This window comes from Caenimonas sedimenti, assembly GCF_007833165.1.
Classification (GTDB): Bacteria; Pseudomonadota; Gammaproteobacteria; order Burkholderiales; family Burkholderiaceae_C; genus Ramlibacter; species Ramlibacter sedimenti.
On sequence record NZ_VOBQ01000002.1, the window covers coordinates 141,522 to 160,338 of the forward strand.

Genomic DNA, 18,817 nt, shown 5'->3' on the forward strand with positions numbered 1-18,817 from the left:
TCCGGCAAGCTAGGACCTGTTCACCCGGCCACGCATCAGTAACGCCGCTCCAGCACCATGGTGTCGTTGTCGCGCCGCATCTGGAAACGGCCGAGGAAGCTGTTGCCGAGCAGGACGTACGGCATGCTGGCCGGGACGACGGCCGCGTCGACGTCGTAGATTTCGACGTCGCCGATGCGCACGGAGGCGAGTTTCACCGTCCAGATCTGCACGACCCCATTGGCCGTGCCGGCTTGACCGATCGTGCCCTTGCGGTAGTCGATGCCCAGGCGCTGGGCCTCCGAGACGGTCATCGCCACGGCGGTGGCCCCGGTGTCGACCATGAACTGCACGGACTTGCCGTTGATCTGGCCCGCGGTGACGAAATGTCCGCCGGTGCCGGCCGCCAGCACGATCCGCTTGCCACCCTGGACAGGGGCGCCACCGACGCTGGCCGGAGCGTCCCCCACGCGCAATGCCACGCGCTTGCCGGCGATCTCGACAACCGCCTGGTCGCCGGTCACCGAAAGCACCTTCACCCCCTGGTGGGTTTCGCCCGCCCCCAGCGATTTTGGCGCGGAGCCATCGACGATCAGCAGCGCCTTGCTGCCCAAAGTGCCTTGCAGGGCCACCGTCTGCGCGCCGGCGACGCTGGTGGTCAGGGCAAGGAGGGCGGCGCAAAGGAGTCGCATCGTCAGTCCCGGAAGTTGTTGAAGGAGAGCGGGAGGTCGGCCATCTCCTTGCGCACCAGTGCCATCGCGGCCTGCAGGTCGTCGCGCTTGGCGCCTGTGACGCGCACGGCGTCACCCTGGATGGCGGCCTGCACCTTGAGCTTGCTGTCCTTGATGAGCTTCTGCAGCTTCTTGGCATGCTCGCTCTCGATGCCGCTGCGCACCTTGATGATCTGGCGCACCTTGTCGCCGCCGGCCTTCTGCACATCCCCCTTGTCCAGGAAGCGGACGTCGACGTTGCGCTTGACCAGTTTGGCCATCAGGATGTCCAGCACCTGCTGCAGCTGGAAGTCGGCGTCGCCGGTCAGGGTGATCTCCTTCTCGCGCAGTTCCAGGGCCGCCGAAGTGCCCTTGAAATCAAAGCGCGTGCCGATCTCCTTGGCCGCGTTTTCGACGGCGTTCTTCACGTCCACCATGTTCGGATCACAGACGGTATCGAATGAAGGCATCCTCGCTGACTCCCTGTCGCGTTCGGCTTGGGCGACAATTCTCCCATGATCGTCGAGCAAAACGCGTCCTTGCAGCCGCACAACACCTTCGGCATCGTCGCCAGGGCGCGGACGCTGGTGCGGGTGCACGGCGAAGCCGATGTGCAGGCCCTGCTGGCGCACCCCGAACTCGGGCCGGCGCCGAAGTTCATCCTGGGTGGCGGCAGTAACATCGTCCTGACGGGTGACGTCAAGGCGACCGTGCTCAAGGTCGAGGTGGCGGGCCGGCGGGTAGTCGAAGAACGTCCCAATGCCATCGTGGTCGAGGCGGGCGCCGGTGAGAACTGGCACGACTTTGTCGCCTGGACGATGGATCAAGGCCTGCCGGGCCTGGAAAACCTGGCCCTGATCCCTGGGACGGTCGGGGCGTCCCCGGTCCAGAACATCGGCGCTTATGGCATCGAGCTGCAGGACCGCTTCGAGTCGCTGGACGCCATCGATCTCGTCACCGGACGCCTTTTCACGCTGGATGCCGCGCAATGCGCCTTCGGCTACCGGGATTCCGTCTTCAAGCACTCCCCGGCGCGCGACAGCGATCTGGGCCTGGCCGGGCGGGCGCTGATCCTGCGGGTGCGCATGCTGCTGCCCAAACCCTGGCGGCCGGTGCTCGGCTATCTCGACTTGCAGCGCAAGATGGCCGAAACCGGGGTGGCGGAGCCCACCGCGCGGCAGATTTTCGACTGGGTTTGCGCCATTCGGGGCGCCAAGCTGCCCGACCCGCGCGTCATCGGCAACGCCGGGAGCTTCTTCAAGAACCCGACCGTGACGCCTGAGCAGTGCCAGGACATCATCGGCCGCGAGCCCGGCATCGTGCATTACCCCATGCCCGACGGCAGCGTGAAGCTGGCGGCCGGGTGGCTCATCGATGCCTGCGGATGGAAAGGCAAATCGGTGGGCAAGGCGGGCGTTTACGAGAAACAGGCGCTGGTGCTGGTGAACCGTGGGGGCGCCACCGGAGGCGAGGTGGTCACGCTGGCGCGCGCCATCCAGACCAGCGTCTATGAGCGATTCGGCATCCGGCTGGAGCCGGAACCGGTGGTGGTCTAGACCGCGGAAGCTGGCGGTCAGCGCTTGTAGTACTCCTGCACTGTGTCCCATGCCACCTGCTGCAGGTGGCGAGCCGTGGCGGCATCGAGCCCCGCGTTGTAAGCCAGCCCCACCGGCGACTTCTTGAACAGCGCCGCATAGGTCGTGCACGCCGCCAGGTAAGTGCCGGCCAGGCTGGGGTGGCGCTTGTCGGCCACGTACAGGTTGAGGTCGGGCTTCTGGGCGATCGACCGCGCGAAGGCCAGGCCCGCCGGGATCACGAAGGCATCGTTCGCGTTCGCCTCGCGGGTGTAGGCCTCGGCCAGCTGGGCCGTCATCTCCGGCGCGTCCTGGTAGGCCCAGGACATGAAGTAGACCGGCCGGGCCCCATGCTTGCGCACGGTGTCGGCGTTCTTCTTCGCGAAATCCTTGAACACCGGCGCCAGTTGCGGATGCAGCGGGCACTGGCTGCAGTCCATCATGATCGCCACGTCGAACAGCTTGTCGAGCTTGTTGAACGTGACGACGTTGTTGGCGCCGAAGCTGTAGCCGCCGATGGCGTTGGGCCGGAAGTAGCTGTCGACGTCGTGCCAGTCGAAGCCCGAGCCGCTGATGGTGACCGAGGTCGCCCGATGCCGGAAGCCCGGCATGCCCTGCGCGATGAGCTGGCCGACGTGGCCATGCAGGCTGTTGTTGTAATAGAAGAAGCTGTTGCCGATGTAGATGGCCGAGGCCGGGCTGTCGATACCGGCATCGGTCATCTTGGGTTTGAGCGGCGTCTGCGCGCAGGCCGGCAGGAGCATCCCGGCGGCCGCGGCCAGGAGCAGGGTGGAGCAGGCGCGCGCCAGGCGGGCGACCGGGGCCGGCAGGGGGATGGGCATGTTGTCTCCTTCGTTGTTGTGCGGCCGCGCCAGCATACGGCCTAGAGCTGTTTTTTGTCACGGACCCCCACGTTCCAGGGGTGGTGTGACTTGGGGCGAGACGAATACCATCGGTTACATCTTGGAGGTCCCCATGCTTGCCCGTTCCACCGTGCTTTCCCGTCTCGCCCTGGCCGCCGCGGCAGCCTGTGTCGCACCTGCGGTGCTGGCGCAAACCGATCCCGCGACGCCTGCCGCCCCGGCGGCGGCACCTGCAACGGCCGCTCCCGCTGCGACCGCGCCGGCCGCCCCGGCCGATCCCGCGGCCATCGAACAGGCCTTGAAGGCCACGCCGGTGCTGCTGGACGCCGCCGGCATCGCCAAGGGCAACGCCGTCCTGAAGGGCAAGCGCTTCTACATCGCCGAATACCGCGTGCTGTTCGAGGTGAGCGGCCGGGTCACGGCGAACACCCGTGCCGCCTACTTCGGCGGCCGTGACTACGGCGCGACGCGCGTCTCGGTCAACTACGAATGGAAGCAGCCGGATTTGCAGCTGATGCAGGCCATCACCGACAAGGCCTACGCGGACTTCCTGGCGCGCATGGATGCGGCCGGCTTGAAGCCGGAGCCCATCGACGCCTTCGTGCAGGCGAACGGCGCGGTCTACGAGACCAAGGTCGAGCCGACCAAGCCGGGCGCAGAGGTGTACGAGGAAGTCGATCTCGGCTACGGCAAGCGCAAGTACATGGTGTTCGCTCCGACGGGCACGCGCACGGTGGAGCGCGGCTTCATCGGCCTCGGCGCGGGCAACATCGGCAAGCGCATCGATTTCAGCAAAGGCAACATGGAAGGCGTCTCGGTCGGCATGGTGGTGAACCTGGCCGCCCAGGAGTCGTCCGGGGGCGGCAGTTCGATGTTCAAGCGCGGCTCCAGCGCCAATGCCTCGGCCGCCATGGAAGTGGGTGTGCCGCCGAAGCAGTTCGGGGTGCTGCAGACGCACGCGACCTCGCAGGCCGTGCAGCTGACGGCGCCGCTGGCCGTGCCCGGCCAGTTCGCCGACCTGCGGGAGGTGGGCGGCTACGACACGCAGAAGGACGCCGTGGTCCAGGGCATCCAGATGCTGGGCCGTTTGACGATGGGCCTGGCCGGCAACAACAGCAAGAAGGTCGACATGGCGCTGGAAGTCGATGGCGCCGCGCTCGCGAAGCATGCCCTGCAGGGCATGGTGAGCACCAACCAGATGATGGTGGGGGCGATCCAGTAGGCGCTCTAGCGCCGTCGGGCCAACGCTTCGAGGTCTTCGATGGGTTGGCCGCCGGCCCTGGCGTCGATGCCCGTGCGCAGTTCGATGGCCGTGTCCGCGGCTGACGTTGAGCGGTCGGGGCCGCCGAAGACGAACCGCTGCACTGTGGGGCCCGCGCGCCAATGCAGCACGATGTCCCTGCCGGCCGGCAACTCGACGTCTTCGATACCGTCGCCCGCCTTCTGGTCCGGCAGCTTGCGCTTGAATGTGGTGACCAGCGTCCCGTACTCGCCGTCGATGGCCCTCAGTTCGCCGTCGTTGTGCAGCGCCACGAGGGAGCCGTCCGCACTCGATCGGATGCGGACGAATCTTGAGGCGCCGGCTCCGGTACTGCCAAATGTCCACTTCACCCCGCCGTCTTCCAGGCTGAAAGCAATGGCGCGGCCGTCCCGGTGTGCCGCCACGACGGCGCGGTCGCCGGCGAAAGCCACGCTGACGCCCGAGGACCGCGTCCTGGCCGCCTGATCCGCCTTTCGCCAGGCGGAGAACAGCGGATGGCTGATGCGCCGCGCGAGCTTGATCCCACAGGGGCCGTTCAGTTCGTAGAGCCAGAGTTCGTCCTCCTGCGTCAAGACCGCCAGGCGGCGGGAATCGGCCGAGAACGCCGCGTCCGCCACCTGCTCGGCCGGGTCCGGGTAGCCGGTGCAGGGTTGGAGGCCCCCCGAGAGGTCGATGAGCCGGAACGCCCCCTGCTGGACTTCGTGGCCCATGAGCGCGAAATACCTGTTCCCTGGTGACCACTTGGATGAGGTTCTCGCGGTCAGGTAGATCACTTCGCAAGCCACCGCCTGGTCCCCCTGCAGCCGGCAGATGTTCTGCGCCCCGTGCTGGTTGCCTTCGATGGTCAATGTCCGGACGAAGCGCTGGCCCTCGGATTCGAAGAACACGGGCGGGAAGTCGCTCGATGAAAGCTTGTCGAACGCGTCCCGTCCCTTGCCCGCGGATCCCGCGTAGACAAGTTTCCCGGCGCGTGCCACCGCTTCCGGGTTCATGAACTCGGCGTCGCGCCGGTTGACCTGGACGATCGGCTTGGCGCTCTTCCAGAGCTCGGCCTCCGTCCGGGCGGCCGGAAATTGCAGTGTCACCGGCCCGGCGCCGTCCACGCGGGGAGGAAGGGATGCCACTGCTGCCTTTTCCGGCAGGACTTCGTGCCCGGGCTTCGCGCCTGGGCGGATCCGGACGACCCGGGTGTCACCGACCTCCTGGGCGTCATCGCTGTCCTCGTCGCTGTGCAGGCCCAGTTCGGCGTACGAAAGCAGCAGTGAGCCTTTCGGCCCCTGATGCAGCCCCAGCGGCGCGGCATTCTCCAGCGTGAACGAGTAGAACTGCTCCAGTGCCGGCAACCGGTACAGCGTCACTTTTCGCCGCACGTCCATGACCAGCAGGGTGCCTCCATCCGACGTGCGGCCGTGGAGCGAGACGACAGGGGAGTCCAGCGGCCTGACCTGGGCCCCGGGCAGCTTCAGGTAGTTCCGGCCGCGCCAGCGGAGGATTTGCTGGTCGGTGACCTTGTCCAGGACCTCGCCGAGAGGCATGAACTCGCGCAGCAGTTCCGCATGCAAGGCGCGGTAGCCCTGGTGTTCGTCCGGCCGCGATTCGCGAACCACCCGGTCCAGGGCCGCCAGCGCACTGGCGCGGTCGCCCGACCGGAGCATGGTGACGGCGGCTTGCCCTTGCGCCTGCAACGAGATGGCTCGGCGCGTTTCCTCGGCGCGCTTGCGGTTCTGCGCTTCCAGACCGGCCTGCGCGTCGGCCAGCCGGCGCTCGGTCCGTTCGGCTTGCAAGCCCAGGGCAAGCAGGGCAAAGGCCGCGACCACCGCTGCGCCCAACGCCGAAGCGGCATAGCGGCGCCTGCGCAGCCTTTCCTTTTCGAACGGGACGAAGGCCCGCAGGTCTTCCTCCACCAGCTGCGCGACGACCCGCGCGAGTTCCAGCCGCGCATCCGCCCGCAGCAGCCCGAGCCGCCAGCCATGCCGCAGGTCCGCATACCGGTGGGTCTGACCGTGCAAGGGTGTGATGGCGTCCGCAGGCGAGCCATCCACCAGCAGCAGGATGACGCGTCCGCCGGGCCGCTCGCCGAAAGCCTGGATCTCTTCACGAACCCAGGTGGAAGCCGCCGCTGCCGGGGAGCAGCAAACGATCAAGTACCGGGAGCGGGCCAGCGCGTCCCGCAATGCCTGCGTCAAAGCGCTCGCCCGGATGTCGGTGTGGTCCCGGAAGACCTTCAGGCGCCGGCCGCTGTGGGGCCCATCGGCGGGAAACTTGAACTCCTCCAGATGATGCTGGATCCGGGCCACCGTCCCCGAGTCCGTGTGGCTGTAGCTGATGAATGCGTCGTAGGATGGATCCAAGCGGTTCTCCCCCGGCCCCGGAAAAGGCCAATCTACCGGAGGCACGAGCTTTGTCGTCCCCAGATTGGGGGAGCAGGCTTGGCGGATCGTGCTGCCGGGGCAGGTGGGGGCCGGCTCCGCGCTCGAGCCTGACCGCTATTCGAGGCTCGGCAAGGCGTCGTCGCCGTTCTTGGTCAGCAGCCCGGCCGCGCTGTAGATCCCGAGCTTCGCGCGCGTGTCGATGATGTCCAGGTTGCGCATGGTCAGCTGCCCGATGCGGTCCTTCGGCGAGAACGGCGCGTTCTCGACCTTCTCCATCGAGAGGCGCTCGGGCGCGTAGGTCAGGTTGGGCGACTCGGTGTTCAGCAGCGAATAGTCGTTGCCGCGGCGCAGTTCCAGCGTCACCTCGCCCGTGACCGCGCGTGCCACCCAGCGCTGCGCGGTCTCACGCAGCATGATGGCCTGCGGGTCGAACCAGCGGCCCTGGTACAGCAGGCGCCCCAGGCGCCGGCCGTTGTCGCGGTACTGCTCGATGGTGTCCTCGTTGTGGATGCCGGTCACCAGCCGCTCGTAGGCGATGAACAGCAGGGCCAGGCCGGGGGCCTCGTAGATGCCGCGGCTCTTGGCTTCGATGATGCGGTTCTCGATCTGGTCGCTCATGCCCAGGCCGTGGCGGCCCCCGATGCGGTTGGCTTCCAGGATCAGCTCCACCGGGTCGTCGAAGGTCTTGCCGTTCAGGGCGACGGGCCGGCCTTCCTCGAAGCGCACGCGCACTTCCTCGGCCTTCACCACCACGTCGTCCTTCCAGAAGGCCACGCCCATGATCGGGTTGACGATCCTGATGCCGGAGTTCAGGAACTCGAGGTCCTTGGCTTCGTGCGTCGCGCCCAGCATGTTGCTGTCGGTGGAATACGCCTTCTCGGCCGACATCTTGTAGCCGAAGCCGGCGGCGGTCATGAAGGCCGACATCTCGGCGCGTCCGCCCAGTTCGTCGATGAAGGCCTGGTCGAGCCAGGGCTTGTAGATTTTCAACGCCGGGTTCGTGAGCAGGCCGTAGCGGTAGAAGCGCTCGATGTCATTGCCCTTGAAGGTGCTGCCGTCGCCCCAGATGTGGACGTCGTCTTCCTTCATCGCCGCCACCAGCATGGTGCCGGTCACGGCGCGGCCGAGTGGTGTGGTGTTGAAGTACATCAGCCCGCCGGTGGCGATGTGGAAGGCGCCGCACTGCATGGCGGCGATGCCCTCGTGCGCCAGCTGCTTGCGGCAGTCGATGAGGCGGGCCTTCTCGGCGCCGTACTCCATCGCCTTCTTCGGGATGGCTTCGTAGTCGGGTTCGTCCGGCTGGCCCAGGTTGGCGGTGTACGCGTAGGGCGTTGCACCCTTCTTGCGCATCCAGTGCAGGGCGGCGCTGGTGTCCAGCCCGCCCGAAAAGGCGATGCCGACCTTCTGCCCCAGGGGCAGGTTCTCGAGGATGGTGCTCATGAAAGTGCCGATCAGCCGAAGTGGCAGACGTAGTGGTAGGCCTCAGCCACGCGGATCTCGAAGCTGGAGTTGGCGGGCACGTTGAATTTCTGCCCCGCGCCAGACTTCACCCATTCGCTGCTGCCGGCCAGCTTGTACTCGCAGGCGCCGGCCACGCATTCCATGATCTCGGCCGCCCCGGTGTTGAAGGTGAGCGTGGCGGGCAGGATCACGCCCACCGACTTCTTCGTGCCGTCGGCGAGCGTGATGCTGTGGCTGACGCACTTGCCGTCGAAGTACACATTGGCCTGCGTGGTGACGGCGACGCCGTCGATCTTTTCGGTGGTCATGGGGGAAGCGGTCGATCTGCGGGGGAAACCGCCGATTTTAGGGGACTGCCTCACCGGGCCTCCGGGGGGTGAATCCGCCAGGGCGCTTCGCGCGTATCAGGAAGAGTAGAGTCCCAAGCACACATGTCCTCCGATTCCAACGACCTTCGCCTCATCGCCCTGCTGGATCGCATCGGCGCGCGCATCCACGACCCGGCCCGCCAGCGCGAAAGCGAAGCGGCGCTGCGCGAGCTGTACGACCTCACCTCCACCAAGCTGTACGGCCTGGCGGTGCGGGTGGTCGGCAACCGCGAATGGGCCGAGGACGTGCTGCAAGAGGCCTTCCTGACGCTCTGGCGCTCCGCCGCCGACTACCGCGCCCCCCTCAGCCCGCCCATGGCCTGGATGGGCATGGTCGTGCGCAGCCGCGGGCTCGATTTCCTGCGGCGACGCACCAGCGAGCGCGCGGACGCCGGGCTGGAGCTCGACGACGCCATCACGGAGACGGTGGCGGGCGATTCGCCCAACCCGATGGACACCGCCCAGGCGAGCGAACAGGCCTGGGCGCTGCACGAATGCCTGCGCAAGCTGGAGGCCCGCCAGCGCGAAGTGGTGAGCCTGGCCTACCTGCGCGACCTGAGCCACAGCGAGCTGGCGGAGCAGCTCAAGCTGCCGCTGGGCACCGTGAAAACCTGGATCCGCCGGGGCCTGGAGCAGCTGCGCGGCTGCCTCGGGCATTACGCGTGAGGGCCCGGCGATGAATCTCCTCAGCCGCCCCGACCTGATCGACCGCCTTGCCGCGGCCTATGCCCTTGGCACCCTGCGCGGCGGCGCCCGGCGCCGCTTCGAGGAACTGGCCCGCCGCAGTCCTGCCGTCCGCGTGCAGGTCCAGGTGTGGCAGGAGCGCTTCATGTCGATCACCGAATTGCAGCATGCCCAGGCGCCGGATGCCAACGTGTGGAAGCGCATCGAGAACGTGATCGCCGCCGAGGGCCGGCCCGCCGCGGCCCCGGCCGCCGCTCCCGCGTCGCCGGCCGAAACCCTGCTGCGGGCCCTCGGCCTGTGGCGCCTGGGCGCGGTGGTGGGCGCCGTCGCCACGGTCGCAGCCGTCGCCGTCGCGCTCAACCTGCGCGGCGACCTGCAGGGGACCCAGACGGAACTGGCCCAGCTGCAGCAGCAGGGCCGCATGCTCGCGCAGCAGAACGCCACGCTGACGGCGCAGCTCGCCGCGCAGCCCGACATCCGCTACGTGTCGGTGCTGCATGACGACAAGGCGACCCCGACGATGCTGGTCACCTATGACCCGAAGCACAACACCCTGACCCTCAAGCGGGTGGGCAGCTACCAGGAAGCCGGCGACAAGTCGCTGCAGCTGTGGGCCATTCCGGCCGCCGGCGCGCCGCGCTCGCTCGGGGTCATGGGCGCGGACGCCGTGGCCAAGCTCGCGGCGGCGGAACAGGTCGTGGGGCAGTCGCCGCTGCTGGCGGTGAGCCTGGAGCCCAAGGGTGGGGTGCCCGGCGAGGGCGGGCCCACCGGCCCGGTGATCTTCAAGGGCGCCGTGTTGCAGACGCCCCTGTAGCCGCCAGGAGCGAGGCTCAGTGCCGGTGGTGGCGGTGCCCGCCCCACCCGCGCGAATAGCCGAGATTCAGCGAGATGCCGACCGGCGGGTAGTACGGGCGGTACACGGGCACCGGATAGGCCGCCGGATAGACCGGGTAACCCGCCGGAACGACGACCTGCGGCTGCTGCACGATCACCGGAGCGGCCTGGACCTGCGGAACCACCTGGACGCCATGCTGGATACCGGGCGCCACGACCACCGGGCCGTGGGGAGCGCCGGCCTGCGGCATCAGTTCCTGCGGCTCGTCGTTCTGCACCATGGGCGACACCCGCAGGCGGATCGTCGGGCCCGGGTCATAGGGCATCTGCACGGTGTGCTGGCGGCCGCCGTATTCGTAGGTGACGTTGTAGCCGACGGTGCGGTTCTCGTACGTCACCTGGGTGGTGCACTGCGGCTGCGCGTAGGCCTGGCGGTTGTTGTTGGCCTCGATCTGGTTGCCCAGGATCGCGCCCCCCACCGTGCCGATGATCGCGCCGGCCGTCCGGCCGCTGCCGCCGCCGATCTGGCTGCCGATGCCACCGCCGATGAGTGCGCCCAGCAGGCCGCCGCCACCGGAGGTCTGCTGTTCAATGACCACCGGCTGGCTGCACACCTGGCGCGGGACCTGCACCTGTTGCACGACGGGGGTGCTGGAAAGGACGGTGCCGACTTCCTGCGCACCGGCGCCCAGGGCGACCAGCCCCAACGCGAGGGAGAGAGCGGACTTTTTCATGGCTTGGCGTCTCGTTGACTGAGTGATGAGCCAAAGTCTAGCCAGCACGGCGTGGCTAGCCAGGGAAATCCCGTAAAGCTCCGGTAAAAACCTCGGGATCGAAGCCAACCGTCACGAATCCGGGGCCCCATTCGACCACCGGGCGCTTGATGACGCTGGGTTGGGCCAGCATCAGGGCGCGCGCGCCCGCTGCATCCGCGGCGCCTTCCTGGACGGCCGCATCGAGCTTGCGCCACGTCGTGCCCTGCCGGTTGAGCAGCTTGCGGCCCTCCGGCGACGCCGCCCAGCGGTCCAGGTGGTCGGGCGGCACGCCCTGCTTCTTGAAATCGTGGAAGGTGTAGTCCACGCCCTGCGCCGCGAGCCAGGTCCGCGCTTTCTTCACCGTGTCGCAGTTGGGGATGCCGTAGAGAGTGATCGCCATGGCCGAAATGATAGGCCTGTGACAATGCGGCCCATGGATTCCCTGCAAGACTGGCTGGCGCACTGCGAACGGCTGCACCCGAAGACCATCGACATGGGCCTGGTCCGCGTGCTGGAGGTGCGCGACCGCCTCGGGCTGGCCTTCACCTGCCCGGTGATCACCGTGGCCGGCACCAACGGCAAGGGTTCCACCTGCGCCATGCTGGAGGCGATCGCCCTGCAGGCGGGCTACCGCACGGGCGTCTATACCTCGCCGCACCTGGTGCATTTCGAGGAGCGTTGCCGCATCGGCGGCGACATCGTGGCGGCCGCCGACCTGCTGCCGCACTTCGCACGCGTGGAAGAGGCGCGGCAAGGCGCGACGCTCACCTACTTCGAGTTCACGACCCTGGCGATCCTGAGCCTGATGGCGGCTTCGTCCCTGGACGTGGCGATCCTGGAGGTCGGCCTGGGCGGGCGCCTCGATGCCGTGAACGCCATCGACACCGACTGTGCGGTCATCACCAGCATCGACCTGGACCACATGGACTACCTGGGGCCGGACCGCGAGAGCATCGGCCGCGAGAAGGCTGGGATCGTGCGCGCCGGCAAGCCAGCGATCGTCAGCGACCCGGTGCCGCCGGCGTCCCTGGTCGCGCACGCCGAAGCCATCGGCGCGGACTTGTGGCTGCTCGGCCGCGATTTCAACTTCTCCGGCGACAAGCAGCAATGGAGCTGGGCCGGCCGGGGCCGCCGCTACGCCGGCCTGGCCTACCCGGCGTTGCGCGGTGCCAACCAGTTACTCAATGCCGCGGGTGTGCTGGCGGCGCTCGACGCGCTGCGCCAGCGGCTGCCGGTGCCTGCACAGGCGATCCGCAATGGCCTGGCGATGGTCGAACTGCCCGGCCGCTTCCAGATCGTCCCGGGCCAGCCCACGCTGGTGCTGGATGTGGCGCACAACCCCCATGCCGTCGCCACGCTGGCGGCGAACCTGGATGCGATGGGCTTCTTCCCGCGCACGCACGCGGTGTGCGGGGCGATGGCGGACAAGGATGTTGGGCAAATGCTCGCGAAGCTGGGCCCGCTGGTCGACCACTGGTATTTCACCGACCTGCCCACCCCCCGCGCCGCGACCGCGCAGGACCTGCTCCAGCGCTGGCAAAGCCTGCCGGCCCAACGTGCCGTGCCCACCAGCACCCACGCGGGCCCCGAGGAGGCCCTGCGCGCCGCGGTGGCCGCGGCCGACCCCGCTGATAGAATTCTCGTCTTCGGATCCTTCTTCACGGTGGGCGGCGTCTTGCAGCAGGGCGTGCCCCGCCTGCAGGCCAAACACCTCGCCTGACCGCCCCTAACGTCACCCATGGCATTGTTCAAATCCCGCAGAGGTGGCGACGAGCCGGTGGCTCCGCCCGTACCCACGGAAAGCGTCGAAGCGATCCGGCGCCGGGCCCGCCATCGCCTGATCGGCGCCGTCGTCCTGGTCCTGGCGGGCGTCGTCGGCTTCCCGCTGCTGTTCGACACGCAGCCGCGTCCGGTGGCGGTGGACATCCCCATCGACATTCCGGACCGCAACAAGGTGAAGCCGCTGACGCCGCCTCCCGCGCCATCGGCCGCCGTCGGGAAGGTCGCGCCGGCCGCGTCGGCGCCGGTGACCAAGGCGGAGGAAAAGCCTGCGCCGGTTGTGGCCGCACCGGCGGGTTCCCCTGCTTCCGCGCCGAAGGTGGCCGAGAGGATCGAAAAGCCTGAGACCAGGCCGGAACCCAAGCCCGAACCCAAGGTCGCGAAAGCCGAGCCCGCCAGACCGCAGCCCCGCGCATCGGCGGCGGCCGCGAACGACGGCGAAAAGGCCCGCGCTTTGCTCGAAGGCAAGACCGTCGACGGTGCCGATGCCGCCGCCGGCCGGTTCGTGGTGCAGGTGGGTGCCTTTTCCGACCCGGACAAGGCGCGCGAGGCGCGCCAGAAGGTGGAACGCGCCGGCCTGAAGACTTACACCAACGTGGCCGAGACCAAGGAGGGCAAGCGCATCCGCGTGCGGGCGGGCCCATTCGCGTCGCGGGCCGAGGCGGACAAGGCCGCCGAGAAGATCAAGGGGCTGGATTTGCCGGCCGCCATCCTCAGTTTGTAGGTGTCCACGCTCGATTGGGTCGTGGCGGGGCTGTTCCTGGCGTCCATGGCCATCGGCCTCTGGCGCGGCCTGGTGGCCGAGGTGCTGTCGGTGCTGAGCTGGGTGGCCGCCTTCGTGCTGGCGCAATGGTTCGCGGCGCAGGTGGGCGAGTTGCTGCCGATGGACGGCTACGCGCAGCCTTTGCGCTACGCGGCCGGGTTCCTGGCGGTGTTCATCGCCGTGCTGATGGCCGGCGCCTTGCTGATCTGGCTCAGCAAGAAGCTGCTGGAGGCGGTGGGCCTGAGGCCGCTGGACCGCGTGCTCGGCATGCTGTTCGGGGCGGTGCGGGCGGGTTTGCTGGTGCTGGTGCTGGGCGTCCTGGTGCACCTCACGGGCTTCAGGGACGCTCCATGGTGGAGAGAATCGTTTTCGGCCGGCGTCGCGACGGCGGCCTTGCGTGGATGGAAGCCGGTCTTGCCCGAAGCCTTCGGCAAGCACCTGCCGGAATAAGGATCGAATCATGTGCGGAATCGTTGGGGTCGTCAGCCCGGGCCCGGTCAACCAGCTGATCTACGACGCGCTGCTGCTGCTGCAGCACCGCGGCCAGGACGCGGCGGGCATCGTCACGCAGCAGGGCAGCAAGGTCTACATGCACAAGGCCAAGGGCATGGTGCGGGACATCTTCCGCACCCGCAACATGCGCGCGTTGCCCGGCACCGTGGGTCTCGGCCAGGTCCGTTACCCGACGGCCGGCAACGCCTACAGCGAGGAAGAGGCGCAGCCCTTCTACGTGAACGCGCCCTTCGGCATCACGCTCTCGCACAACGGCAACCTGACCAACGCGCAGGCTCTGAAGGCAGAGCTGTTCTCCACCGACCACCGCCACATCAACACCGAGAGCGACACCGAGGTGCTGGTGAACGTGTTCGCGCACGAGCTCGAGAAGACCACCCGCGGTCTCACGCTGAAGCCCGAGGACGTGTTCGGCGCCGTGACCAACGTGCACAAGCGCGTGCGCGGCTCCTATGCGGTCGTGACGCTGATCGCCGGCCACGGCATGCTGGCCTTCCGCGACCCGTACGGCATCCGGCCGCTGTGCATCGGCCGCAGCGCCGATGGCACCGTGATGATCGCCAGCGAATCGGTGACGCTGGAGGGGACCGGCCACAAGTTCGAGCGCAACGTGCAACCCGGCGAGGCCATCTTCATCGACATGCAAGGCAAAGTGCATGCCCGCCAGTGCGCGGAGAACCCGCAGTTGCACCCCTGCATCTTCGAGTTCGTCTACCTGGCCCGGCCGGATTCGGAGCTCGACGGGATCTCGGTCTACCAGGCGCGCCTGAACCTGGGGGAAACGCTGGCCAAGCGCGTGATCTCCACGGTGCCGCCCAACGAGATCGACGTCGTCATCCCGATCCCCGAATCGAGCCGTCCCAGTGCCATGCAGCTCGCGCAGCTGCTGGGCATCCCTTACCGCGAAGGTTTCGTCAAGAACCGCTACGTCGGCCGCACCTTCATCATGCCCGGCCAGGCCGTGCGCAAGAAGAGCGTGCGCCAGAAGCTCAACACGATCGTCAGCGAGTTCAAGGGCCGCAACGTGCTGCTGGTGGACGACTCCATCGTGCGCGGCACCACCAGCCGCGAGATCGTGCAGATGGCGCGCGATGCTGGTGCCCGCAAGGTCTATCTCGCCAGCGCGGCGCCGCCGGTGCGCTTCCCCAACGTCTACGGCATCGACATGCCGACGCCGGAGGAGCTGGTCGCGCATGGCCGCAGCATCGAGGAAATCCGCGAAATCATCGGCTGCGATGCGCTGATCTACCAGGACGTCGACGGCATGAAGCGCGCCATCGGCTCGCTGAACCCGAAGATCGAAGGCTTCGATGCCTCGTGCTTCGACGGCGTGTATGTCACCGGCGATATCAACGCCGAGGACATCGCCCGCATCAACGAGGCGCGCATCGGGCAGGAAGATCCGCTGGAAGAGAACACGTCCCGTCTCGCCATCCCGAACCCCCAGGAAGCGTAATCGCCAGTGAAAGTCCGTACCCGTTTCGCCCCGTCGCCCACCGGTTTCATCCACCTCGGCAACATCCGCTCGGCGCTGTACCCGTGGGCCTTCGCCCGCTCGCAGGGCGGCACCTTCATCCTGCGCATCGAGGACACCGACGTCGAGCGTTCCTCGCAGGCGGCGGTGGATGTCATCCTGGAAGGCATGGCCTGGCTGGGCCTGGACCACGACGAAGGCCCGTTCTACCAGATGCAGCGCATGGACCGTTACCGCGAGGTCGTGGCGCAGATGAAGGAGAAGGGGCTGGTCTACCCCTGCTACATGAGCGTCGCCGAACTCGACGCATTGCGCGAGCGGCAGATGACCAACAAGGAGAAGCCGCGCTACGACGGCACCTGGCGCCCCGAGCCCGGCAAGACGCTGCCTCCGGTTCCCGAAGGCGTGCAACCGGTGCTGCGCTTCAAGAACCCGATCGGTGGCGTGGTGGCTTGGGACGACAAGGTCAAAGGCCGCATCGAGATCAGCAACGACGAACTCGATGACCTGGTGATCGCCAGGCCGGACGGCACGCCCACGTACAATTTCTGCGTGGTGGTGGACGACATCGACATGCAGATCACCCATGTGATCCGCGGCGACGACCACGTGAACAACACGCCGCGCCAGATCAACATCTTCCGCGCGCTCGGCGTCGAGCCCCCGGTGTACGCCCATTTGCCCACCGTGCTGAACGAGCAGGGCGAGAAGATGAGCAAGCGCAACGGCGCCAAGCCGGTGACGCAGTTCCGCGACGAAGGCTTCCTGGCCGACGGCGTGGTGAACTACCTGGCGCGCCTGGGCTGGAGCCACGGGGACGACGAGATCTTCAGCCGCGAGCAGTTCCTGCAGTGGTTCAACCTGGACCACCTGGGCAAGAGCGCCGCGCAGTTCGACGAGGCCAAGCTGCGCTCGGTGAACGCGCACCACATGAAGATGACGCCCGACGCCGCGCTGGCGCCGCTCGTGGACGCGCAGTTGCAAAAGCGTGGCGTCACCACGGACGAGCGGCTCGCCGCCCTGTGCGGATTGCTCAAGGACCGCTGCGACACCACCGTGCAGCTGGCCGACTGGGTGCAGCGCTTCTACGCGCCGGTCGAACGCAATGCCGACGAAGCGGCGAAGCACATCACCGACGGCGTGCGCCCGGCGATCAGCATGCTGGCCAAGATGCTGGAAGGCTGCCCATGGACGCGGGAGGCCATCACCGAGGCCATCAAGGAGACGCTGCGCGCCACCGGCCTGAAGATGCCGCAACTGGCCATGCCGGTGCGCGTGCTGGTGATGGGAACAGCCCAGACGCCCTCGCTGGACGCGGTGCTGGCCCTGTGCCATCGCGAGACCGTCCTGGAGCGGCTGAAGGCCGCCTGATTTTCTGGCTATAATTCGAGGCTCGACACCAGAGGGGGGTATAGCTCAGCTGGGAGAGCGCTTGCATGGCATGCAAGAGGTCAGCGGTTCGATCCCGCTTACCTCCACCATCAGTGTCGAATGGAACAGTCCAAGGTTACGACCCTATCGTCTAGAGGCCTAGGACATCACCCTTTCACGGTGAGTACCGGGGTTCGAATCCCCGTAGGGTCGCCAAGATTCATCGCGAGATGAGGCTAGGCACAAGTCGGCTTGCACTTGGCCCGTGAGGGCGAACGCGGCTACCAGGAGTGGTAGTTCAGTTGGTTAGAATACCGGCCTGTCACGCCGGGGGTCGCGGGTTCGAGTCCCGTCCACTCCGCCAAGTATGCTGATAAGTTGTTGATTGGTAAAAGCTTTTTAGTTTAGCCCACGACAGCTATCAAAGCAACTATCAACGGCGCCATGAGCAATCATGGCGCCGTTTTCTTTTGCCTGCAGAAGGGGCTGCTGAGCGCCACGTGCGGATTCAACGCATGGCTCGCGCTACTATCCAAGCCAAATGGAGGTGAGCATGGCAGAGGGGATCACGAAGGTCGACGCGTCGAAGATGAAGGCTCTTGCAAAAGAGGGCAAGCGAATATCCGTCATCCGGAAGGACTACTTTCCCAAGCTGTCCTACTTCGACGTATATGTCACTGTCTACGGCTCAGGCGGCCGAAGTGCCATGGGTGTCAAACGGATGATCACCACTCGGCTCGCAGCACTGGCAAGTGCGAAAAAGGCGGAGCGAGAAGAACTAGCCGAGGAATTGCAAGAGCTGGTTATGCACCTCTACAAGAACCACAAGTCGAATCATGAGAAGCTGACTCAGATTCGGCAGGCGCTTGCTGAATAACAGCGGCCAAATTTCGCGCCTGGCAAAGTCACGCCGCGATTGATCCGCCCTGGGAAGGGGTTGACAATACGGTGTCGAATCGCGGTGCTCGCGCGCCGAGCAGCGCATTCGATCAGACGCACAGCAGTGCAGCTCTGACGCAAAGCGGGGTCTAACCCGCGGCGATCCGATCTCCAGCTATCCCGACTAGGTGTCCCCAGGGCATCGAGTTAGGCCGCTGCATGCGCGTTTGCAATCCAAACCCTCAAACAGGAGCAAACGATGGCAACAAGCAAGAAATCCAACGGCGGTACCTTCCCGGAAGGGTTCGTGTCACCCTTTAAGCGAGTCCAGATGACGGAGCGTAACGACGACGCTCTGGCGTGCGTCGCGACTCTCTCCGGTCGCACGTTGGAGGAAGTGACCAGGCTTGCAATCCAGCTTGGTTACCCGAAGCACGGCCCCGCTTTCGTCGACAACACGCTGCTCACCAAGATCCTCTACAACCTCGGCCTCACCGGCGGCGAGTATCAGGAGCTTCCTTCGCTGGACGCGCTGCCTGACGTGGCAATCGTCATGGTGGACTACCGCGAAGAGGATGACCTGGGGCGCCACGTCGTGTGGCACCACGTTCGCGGAAACGACAAGCACTCGTCCTTCTCGTACTTCATCGACGTCGCGAACTGGGTGCCGGAAACCGCGCAGGTCTCCACGAACTGGTCTCACATGAAGGTGGACCCCGCCTGGTACATAGAGGTCAAGCCACGCGGAAACGGGAAAGGCAAGTAGCTTCGATCAGGCGGCCGGTGGCCCTGGAATATGGGCCAGACTCCGGTATGTATCACGCCGCTCAGCAGCACGGAGTTGCGCGAGGCGAAAGATGTACTCGGCAAGCTCCTCTTCGGCCGCGTAAAAGAACGCGGCCGACACTCCCAAAACGCGGGCCAGGGCATGGGCAATCCTGACATCCGGCTGATGGATGTCCAGCTCGTACCGGTTGATCCGCGTGCTAGCTACAGCTTCATCGATCCCGGCTTGGATTCCAAGCTGCCGCTGCGAGAGGCCAGCAGCCAAGCGCGCCTGCTTTAAGCGTCGTCCCCAGCTATACGCGATCTCGCGGCCACTCATGGCTACGAGATTCGTAGTTTTCGTATGATTTGGATACTACGAGTTTCGTAGTCCCAGAAATTACCGAGGAGG

20 protein-coding genes and 3 tRNA genes are annotated in these 18,817 nt (G+C 66.8%); 14 read left to right on the forward strand and 9 right to left on the reverse strand.

The window, feature by feature from the left end; translation table 11 throughout:
* Positions 1-35: 35 nt before the first annotated feature.
* Together FN976_RS01590 and FN976_RS01595 are read right to left on the reverse strand one after the other, a co-directional pair.
* The gene (locus FN976_RS01590; RefSeq protein WP_145890307.1) at positions 36-671 is read right to left on the reverse strand and encodes a retropepsin-like aspartic protease family protein; all 636 of its coding nucleotides are present in this window, start codon (positions 669-671) and stop codon (positions 36-38) included.
* 2 nt (positions 672-673) lie between these two features.
* Positions 674-1,159 (reverse strand): YajQ family cyclic di-GMP-binding protein, encoded by a 486-nt coding sequence (locus tag FN976_RS01595; protein WP_145890309.1) that lies wholly within the window; start codon positions 1,157-1,159, stop codon positions 674-676.
* Between the two features lie 45 nt (positions 1,160-1,204).
* On the opposite strand from FN976_RS01595, the gene murB reads away from it, so the two are divergent.
* The gene (gene murB, locus FN976_RS01600) at positions 1,205-2,245 is read left to right on the forward strand and encodes a UDP-N-acetylmuramate dehydrogenase (protein WP_145890311.1); all 1,041 of its coding nucleotides are present in this window, start codon (positions 1,205-1,207) and stop codon (positions 2,243-2,245) included.
* A 17-nt stretch (positions 2,246-2,262) separates the two neighbouring features.
* Here murB and FN976_RS01605 read toward each other — a convergent pair whose 3' ends face one another.
* Positions 2,263-3,105, reverse strand: a complete 843-nt coding sequence (locus tag FN976_RS01605) for an SGNH/GDSL hydrolase family protein (RefSeq protein WP_222432757.1) — start codon at positions 3,103-3,105, stop codon at positions 2,263-2,265.
* A gap of 133 nt (positions 3,106-3,238) precedes the next feature.
* Between FN976_RS01605 and FN976_RS01610 the strand changes: the two genes are divergently transcribed.
* Positions 3,239-4,348, forward strand: coding sequence for a hypothetical protein (locus FN976_RS01610; RefSeq protein ID WP_145890313.1), 1,110 nt, complete (start codon positions 3,239-3,241; stop codon positions 4,346-4,348).
* A 5-nt stretch (positions 4,349-4,353) separates the two neighbouring features.
* On the opposite strand, the gene FN976_RS01615 is transcribed toward FN976_RS01610, so the two are convergent.
* The 3 genes from FN976_RS01615 to ppnP all read right to left on the reverse strand — a co-directional run bounded on the left by FN976_RS01615 (position 4,354) and on the right by ppnP (position 8,528).
* Entirely contained in the window at positions 4,354-6,738 is a 2,385-nt protein-coding gene (locus tag FN976_RS01615) for a toll/interleukin-1 receptor domain-containing protein (protein ID WP_145890315.1), read from the reverse strand.
* A 135-nt stretch (positions 6,739-6,873) separates the two neighbouring features.
* Entirely contained in the window at positions 6,874-8,199 is a 1,326-nt protein-coding gene (gene argG / locus FN976_RS01620; RefSeq protein ID WP_145890317.1) for an argininosuccinate synthase, read from the reverse strand.
* An 11-nt stretch (positions 8,200-8,210) separates the two neighbouring features.
* Positions 8,211-8,528: a pyrimidine/purine nucleoside phosphorylase gene (gene ppnP, locus FN976_RS01625; RefSeq protein ID WP_145890319.1), complete on the reverse strand. Its 318-nt coding sequence runs from the start codon at positions 8,526-8,528 to the stop codon at positions 8,211-8,213.
* Positions 8,529-8,651: 123 nt separating this feature from the next.
* On the opposite strand from ppnP, the gene FN976_RS01630 reads away from it, so the two are divergent.
* Both FN976_RS01630 and FN976_RS01635 read left to right on the forward strand, forming a co-directional pair.
* Positions 8,652-9,254, forward strand: a complete 603-nt coding sequence (locus FN976_RS01630; protein ID WP_145890321.1) for an RNA polymerase sigma factor — start codon at positions 8,652-8,654, stop codon at positions 9,252-9,254.
* Between the two features lie 10 nt (positions 9,255-9,264).
* A complete protein-coding gene (locus tag FN976_RS01635) occupies positions 9,265-10,086 on the forward strand; it encodes an anti-sigma factor (RefSeq protein WP_145890323.1) in 822 nt (273 codons plus the stop codon).
* Between the two features lie 16 nt (positions 10,087-10,102).
* Here FN976_RS01635 and FN976_RS01640 read toward each other — a convergent pair whose 3' ends face one another.
* Positions 10,103-10,840 carry a glycine zipper 2TM domain-containing protein gene (locus FN976_RS01640; RefSeq protein ID WP_145890325.1) on the reverse strand — a complete coding sequence of 246 codons (738 nt, stop codon included), beginning with the start codon at positions 10,838-10,840 and terminating at the stop codon, positions 10,103-10,105.
* A gap of 55 nt (positions 10,841-10,895) precedes the next feature.
* Positions 10,896-11,261: an arsenate reductase gene (locus tag FN976_RS01645; protein ID WP_186510716.1), complete on the reverse strand. Its 366-nt coding sequence runs from the start codon at positions 11,259-11,261 to the stop codon at positions 10,896-10,898.
* Positions 11,262-11,285: 24 nt separating this feature from the next.
* Here FN976_RS01645 and folC point away from each other — a divergent pair, with 24 nt between their 5' ends.
* From folC to FN976_RS28735, 10 genes are all read left to right on the forward strand, one after another.
* Positions 11,286-12,581: a bifunctional tetrahydrofolate synthase/dihydrofolate synthase gene (gene folC / locus FN976_RS01650; protein WP_145890328.1), complete on the forward strand. Its 1,296-nt coding sequence runs from the start codon at positions 11,286-11,288 to the stop codon at positions 12,579-12,581.
* An 18-nt stretch (positions 12,582-12,599) separates the two neighbouring features.
* Complete coding sequence (locus tag FN976_RS01655; RefSeq protein WP_145890330.1) at positions 12,600-13,364, forward strand: SPOR domain-containing protein; 765 nt, start codon at positions 12,600-12,602, stop codon at positions 13,362-13,364.
* Positions 13,365-13,853 carry a CvpA family protein gene (locus tag FN976_RS01660; RefSeq protein ID WP_145890332.1) on the forward strand — a complete coding sequence of 163 codons (489 nt, stop codon included), beginning with the start codon at positions 13,365-13,367 and terminating at the stop codon, positions 13,851-13,853.
* A gap of 10 nt (positions 13,854-13,863) precedes the next feature.
* Positions 13,864-15,372: an amidophosphoribosyltransferase gene (gene purF / locus FN976_RS01665; RefSeq protein WP_145890334.1), complete on the forward strand. Its 1,509-nt coding sequence runs from the start codon at positions 13,864-13,866 to the stop codon at positions 15,370-15,372.
* A 6-nt stretch (positions 15,373-15,378) separates the two neighbouring features.
* The gene (gene gltX, locus FN976_RS01670; protein WP_145890336.1) at positions 15,379-16,761 is read left to right on the forward strand and encodes a glutamate--tRNA ligase; all 1,383 of its coding nucleotides are present in this window, start codon (positions 15,379-15,381) and stop codon (positions 16,759-16,761) included.
* A 34-nt stretch (positions 16,762-16,795) separates the two neighbouring features.
* Positions 16,796-16,871: transfer RNA gene (locus tag FN976_RS01675), tRNA-Ala, on the forward strand.
* 30 nt (positions 16,872-16,901) lie between these two features.
* A tRNA-Glu gene (locus FN976_RS01680) sits at positions 16,902-16,977 on the forward strand.
* A 71-nt stretch (positions 16,978-17,048) separates the two neighbouring features.
* A tRNA-Asp gene (locus FN976_RS01685) sits at positions 17,049-17,125 on the forward strand.
* A 189-nt stretch (positions 17,126-17,314) separates the two neighbouring features.
* Positions 17,315-17,638, forward strand: a complete 324-nt coding sequence (locus tag FN976_RS01690; RefSeq protein ID WP_145890338.1) for a hypothetical protein — start codon at positions 17,315-17,317, stop codon at positions 17,636-17,638.
* 261 nt (positions 17,639-17,899) lie between these two features.
* On the forward strand, positions 17,900-18,406 hold the full coding sequence (locus FN976_RS28735; protein ID WP_186510717.1) for a hypothetical protein: 507 nt from the start codon (positions 17,900-17,902) through the stop codon (positions 18,404-18,406).
* Between the two features lie 6 nt (positions 18,407-18,412).
* Here FN976_RS28735 and FN976_RS01700 read toward each other — a convergent pair whose 3' ends face one another.
* A complete protein-coding gene (locus tag FN976_RS01700) occupies positions 18,413-18,745 on the reverse strand; it encodes a helix-turn-helix domain-containing protein (RefSeq protein WP_145890340.1) in 333 nt (110 codons plus the stop codon).
* Between the last annotated feature and the right edge of the window lie 72 nt (positions 18,746-18,817).

Coding starts and splice junctions, on each gene's coding strand:
- FN976_RS01590 (WP_145890307.1), bottom strand. CDS start 671: ATGCGACTCCTTTGCGCCGCCCTCCTTGCCCTGACCACCAGCGTCGCC.
- FN976_RS01595 (WP_145890309.1), bottom strand. CDS start 1,159: ATGCCTTCATTCGATACCGTCTGTGATCCGAACATGGTGGACGTGAAG.
- murB (WP_145890311.1), top strand. CDS start 1,205: ATGATCGTCGAGCAAAACGCGTCCTTGCAGCCGCACAACACCTTCGGC.
- FN976_RS01605 (WP_222432757.1), bottom strand. CDS start 3,105: ATGCCCATCCCCCTGCCGGCCCCGGTCGCCCGCCTGGCGCGCGCCTGC.
- FN976_RS01610 (WP_145890313.1), top strand. CDS start 3,239: ATGCTTGCCCGTTCCACCGTGCTTTCCCGTCTCGCCCTGGCCGCCGCG.
- argG (WP_145890317.1), bottom strand. CDS start 8,199: ATGAGCACCATCCTCGAGAACCTGCCCCTGGGGCAGAAGGTCGGCATC.
- ppnP (WP_145890319.1), bottom strand. CDS start 8,528: ATGACCACCGAAAAGATCGACGGCGTCGCCGTCACCACGCAGGCCAAT.
- FN976_RS01630 (WP_145890321.1), top strand. CDS start 8,652: ATGTCCTCCGATTCCAACGACCTTCGCCTCATCGCCCTGCTGGATCGC.
- FN976_RS01635 (WP_145890323.1), top strand. CDS start 9,265: ATGAATCTCCTCAGCCGCCCCGACCTGATCGACCGCCTTGCCGCGGCC.
- FN976_RS01640 (WP_145890325.1), bottom strand. CDS start 10,840: ATGAAAAAGTCCGCTCTCTCCCTCGCGTTGGGGCTGGTCGCCCTGGGC.
- FN976_RS01645 (WP_186510716.1), bottom strand. CDS start 11,261: ATGGCGATCACTCTCTACGGCATCCCCAACTGCGACACGGTGAAGAAA.
- folC (WP_145890328.1), top strand. CDS start 11,286: ATGCGGCCCATGGATTCCCTGCAAGACTGGCTGGCGCACTGCGAACGG.
- FN976_RS01655 (WP_145890330.1), top strand. CDS start 12,600: ATGGCATTGTTCAAATCCCGCAGAGGTGGCGACGAGCCGGTGGCTCCG.
- purF (WP_145890334.1), top strand. CDS start 13,864: ATGTGCGGAATCGTTGGGGTCGTCAGCCCGGGCCCGGTCAACCAGCTG.
- FN976_RS01690 (WP_145890338.1), top strand. CDS start 17,315: ATGGCAGAGGGGATCACGAAGGTCGACGCGTCGAAGATGAAGGCTCTT.
- FN976_RS28735 (WP_186510717.1), top strand. CDS start 17,900: ATGGCAACAAGCAAGAAATCCAACGGCGGTACCTTCCCGGAAGGGTTC.
- FN976_RS01700 (WP_145890340.1), bottom strand. CDS start 18,745: ATGAGTGGCCGCGAGATCGCGTATAGCTGGGGACGACGCTTAAAGCAG.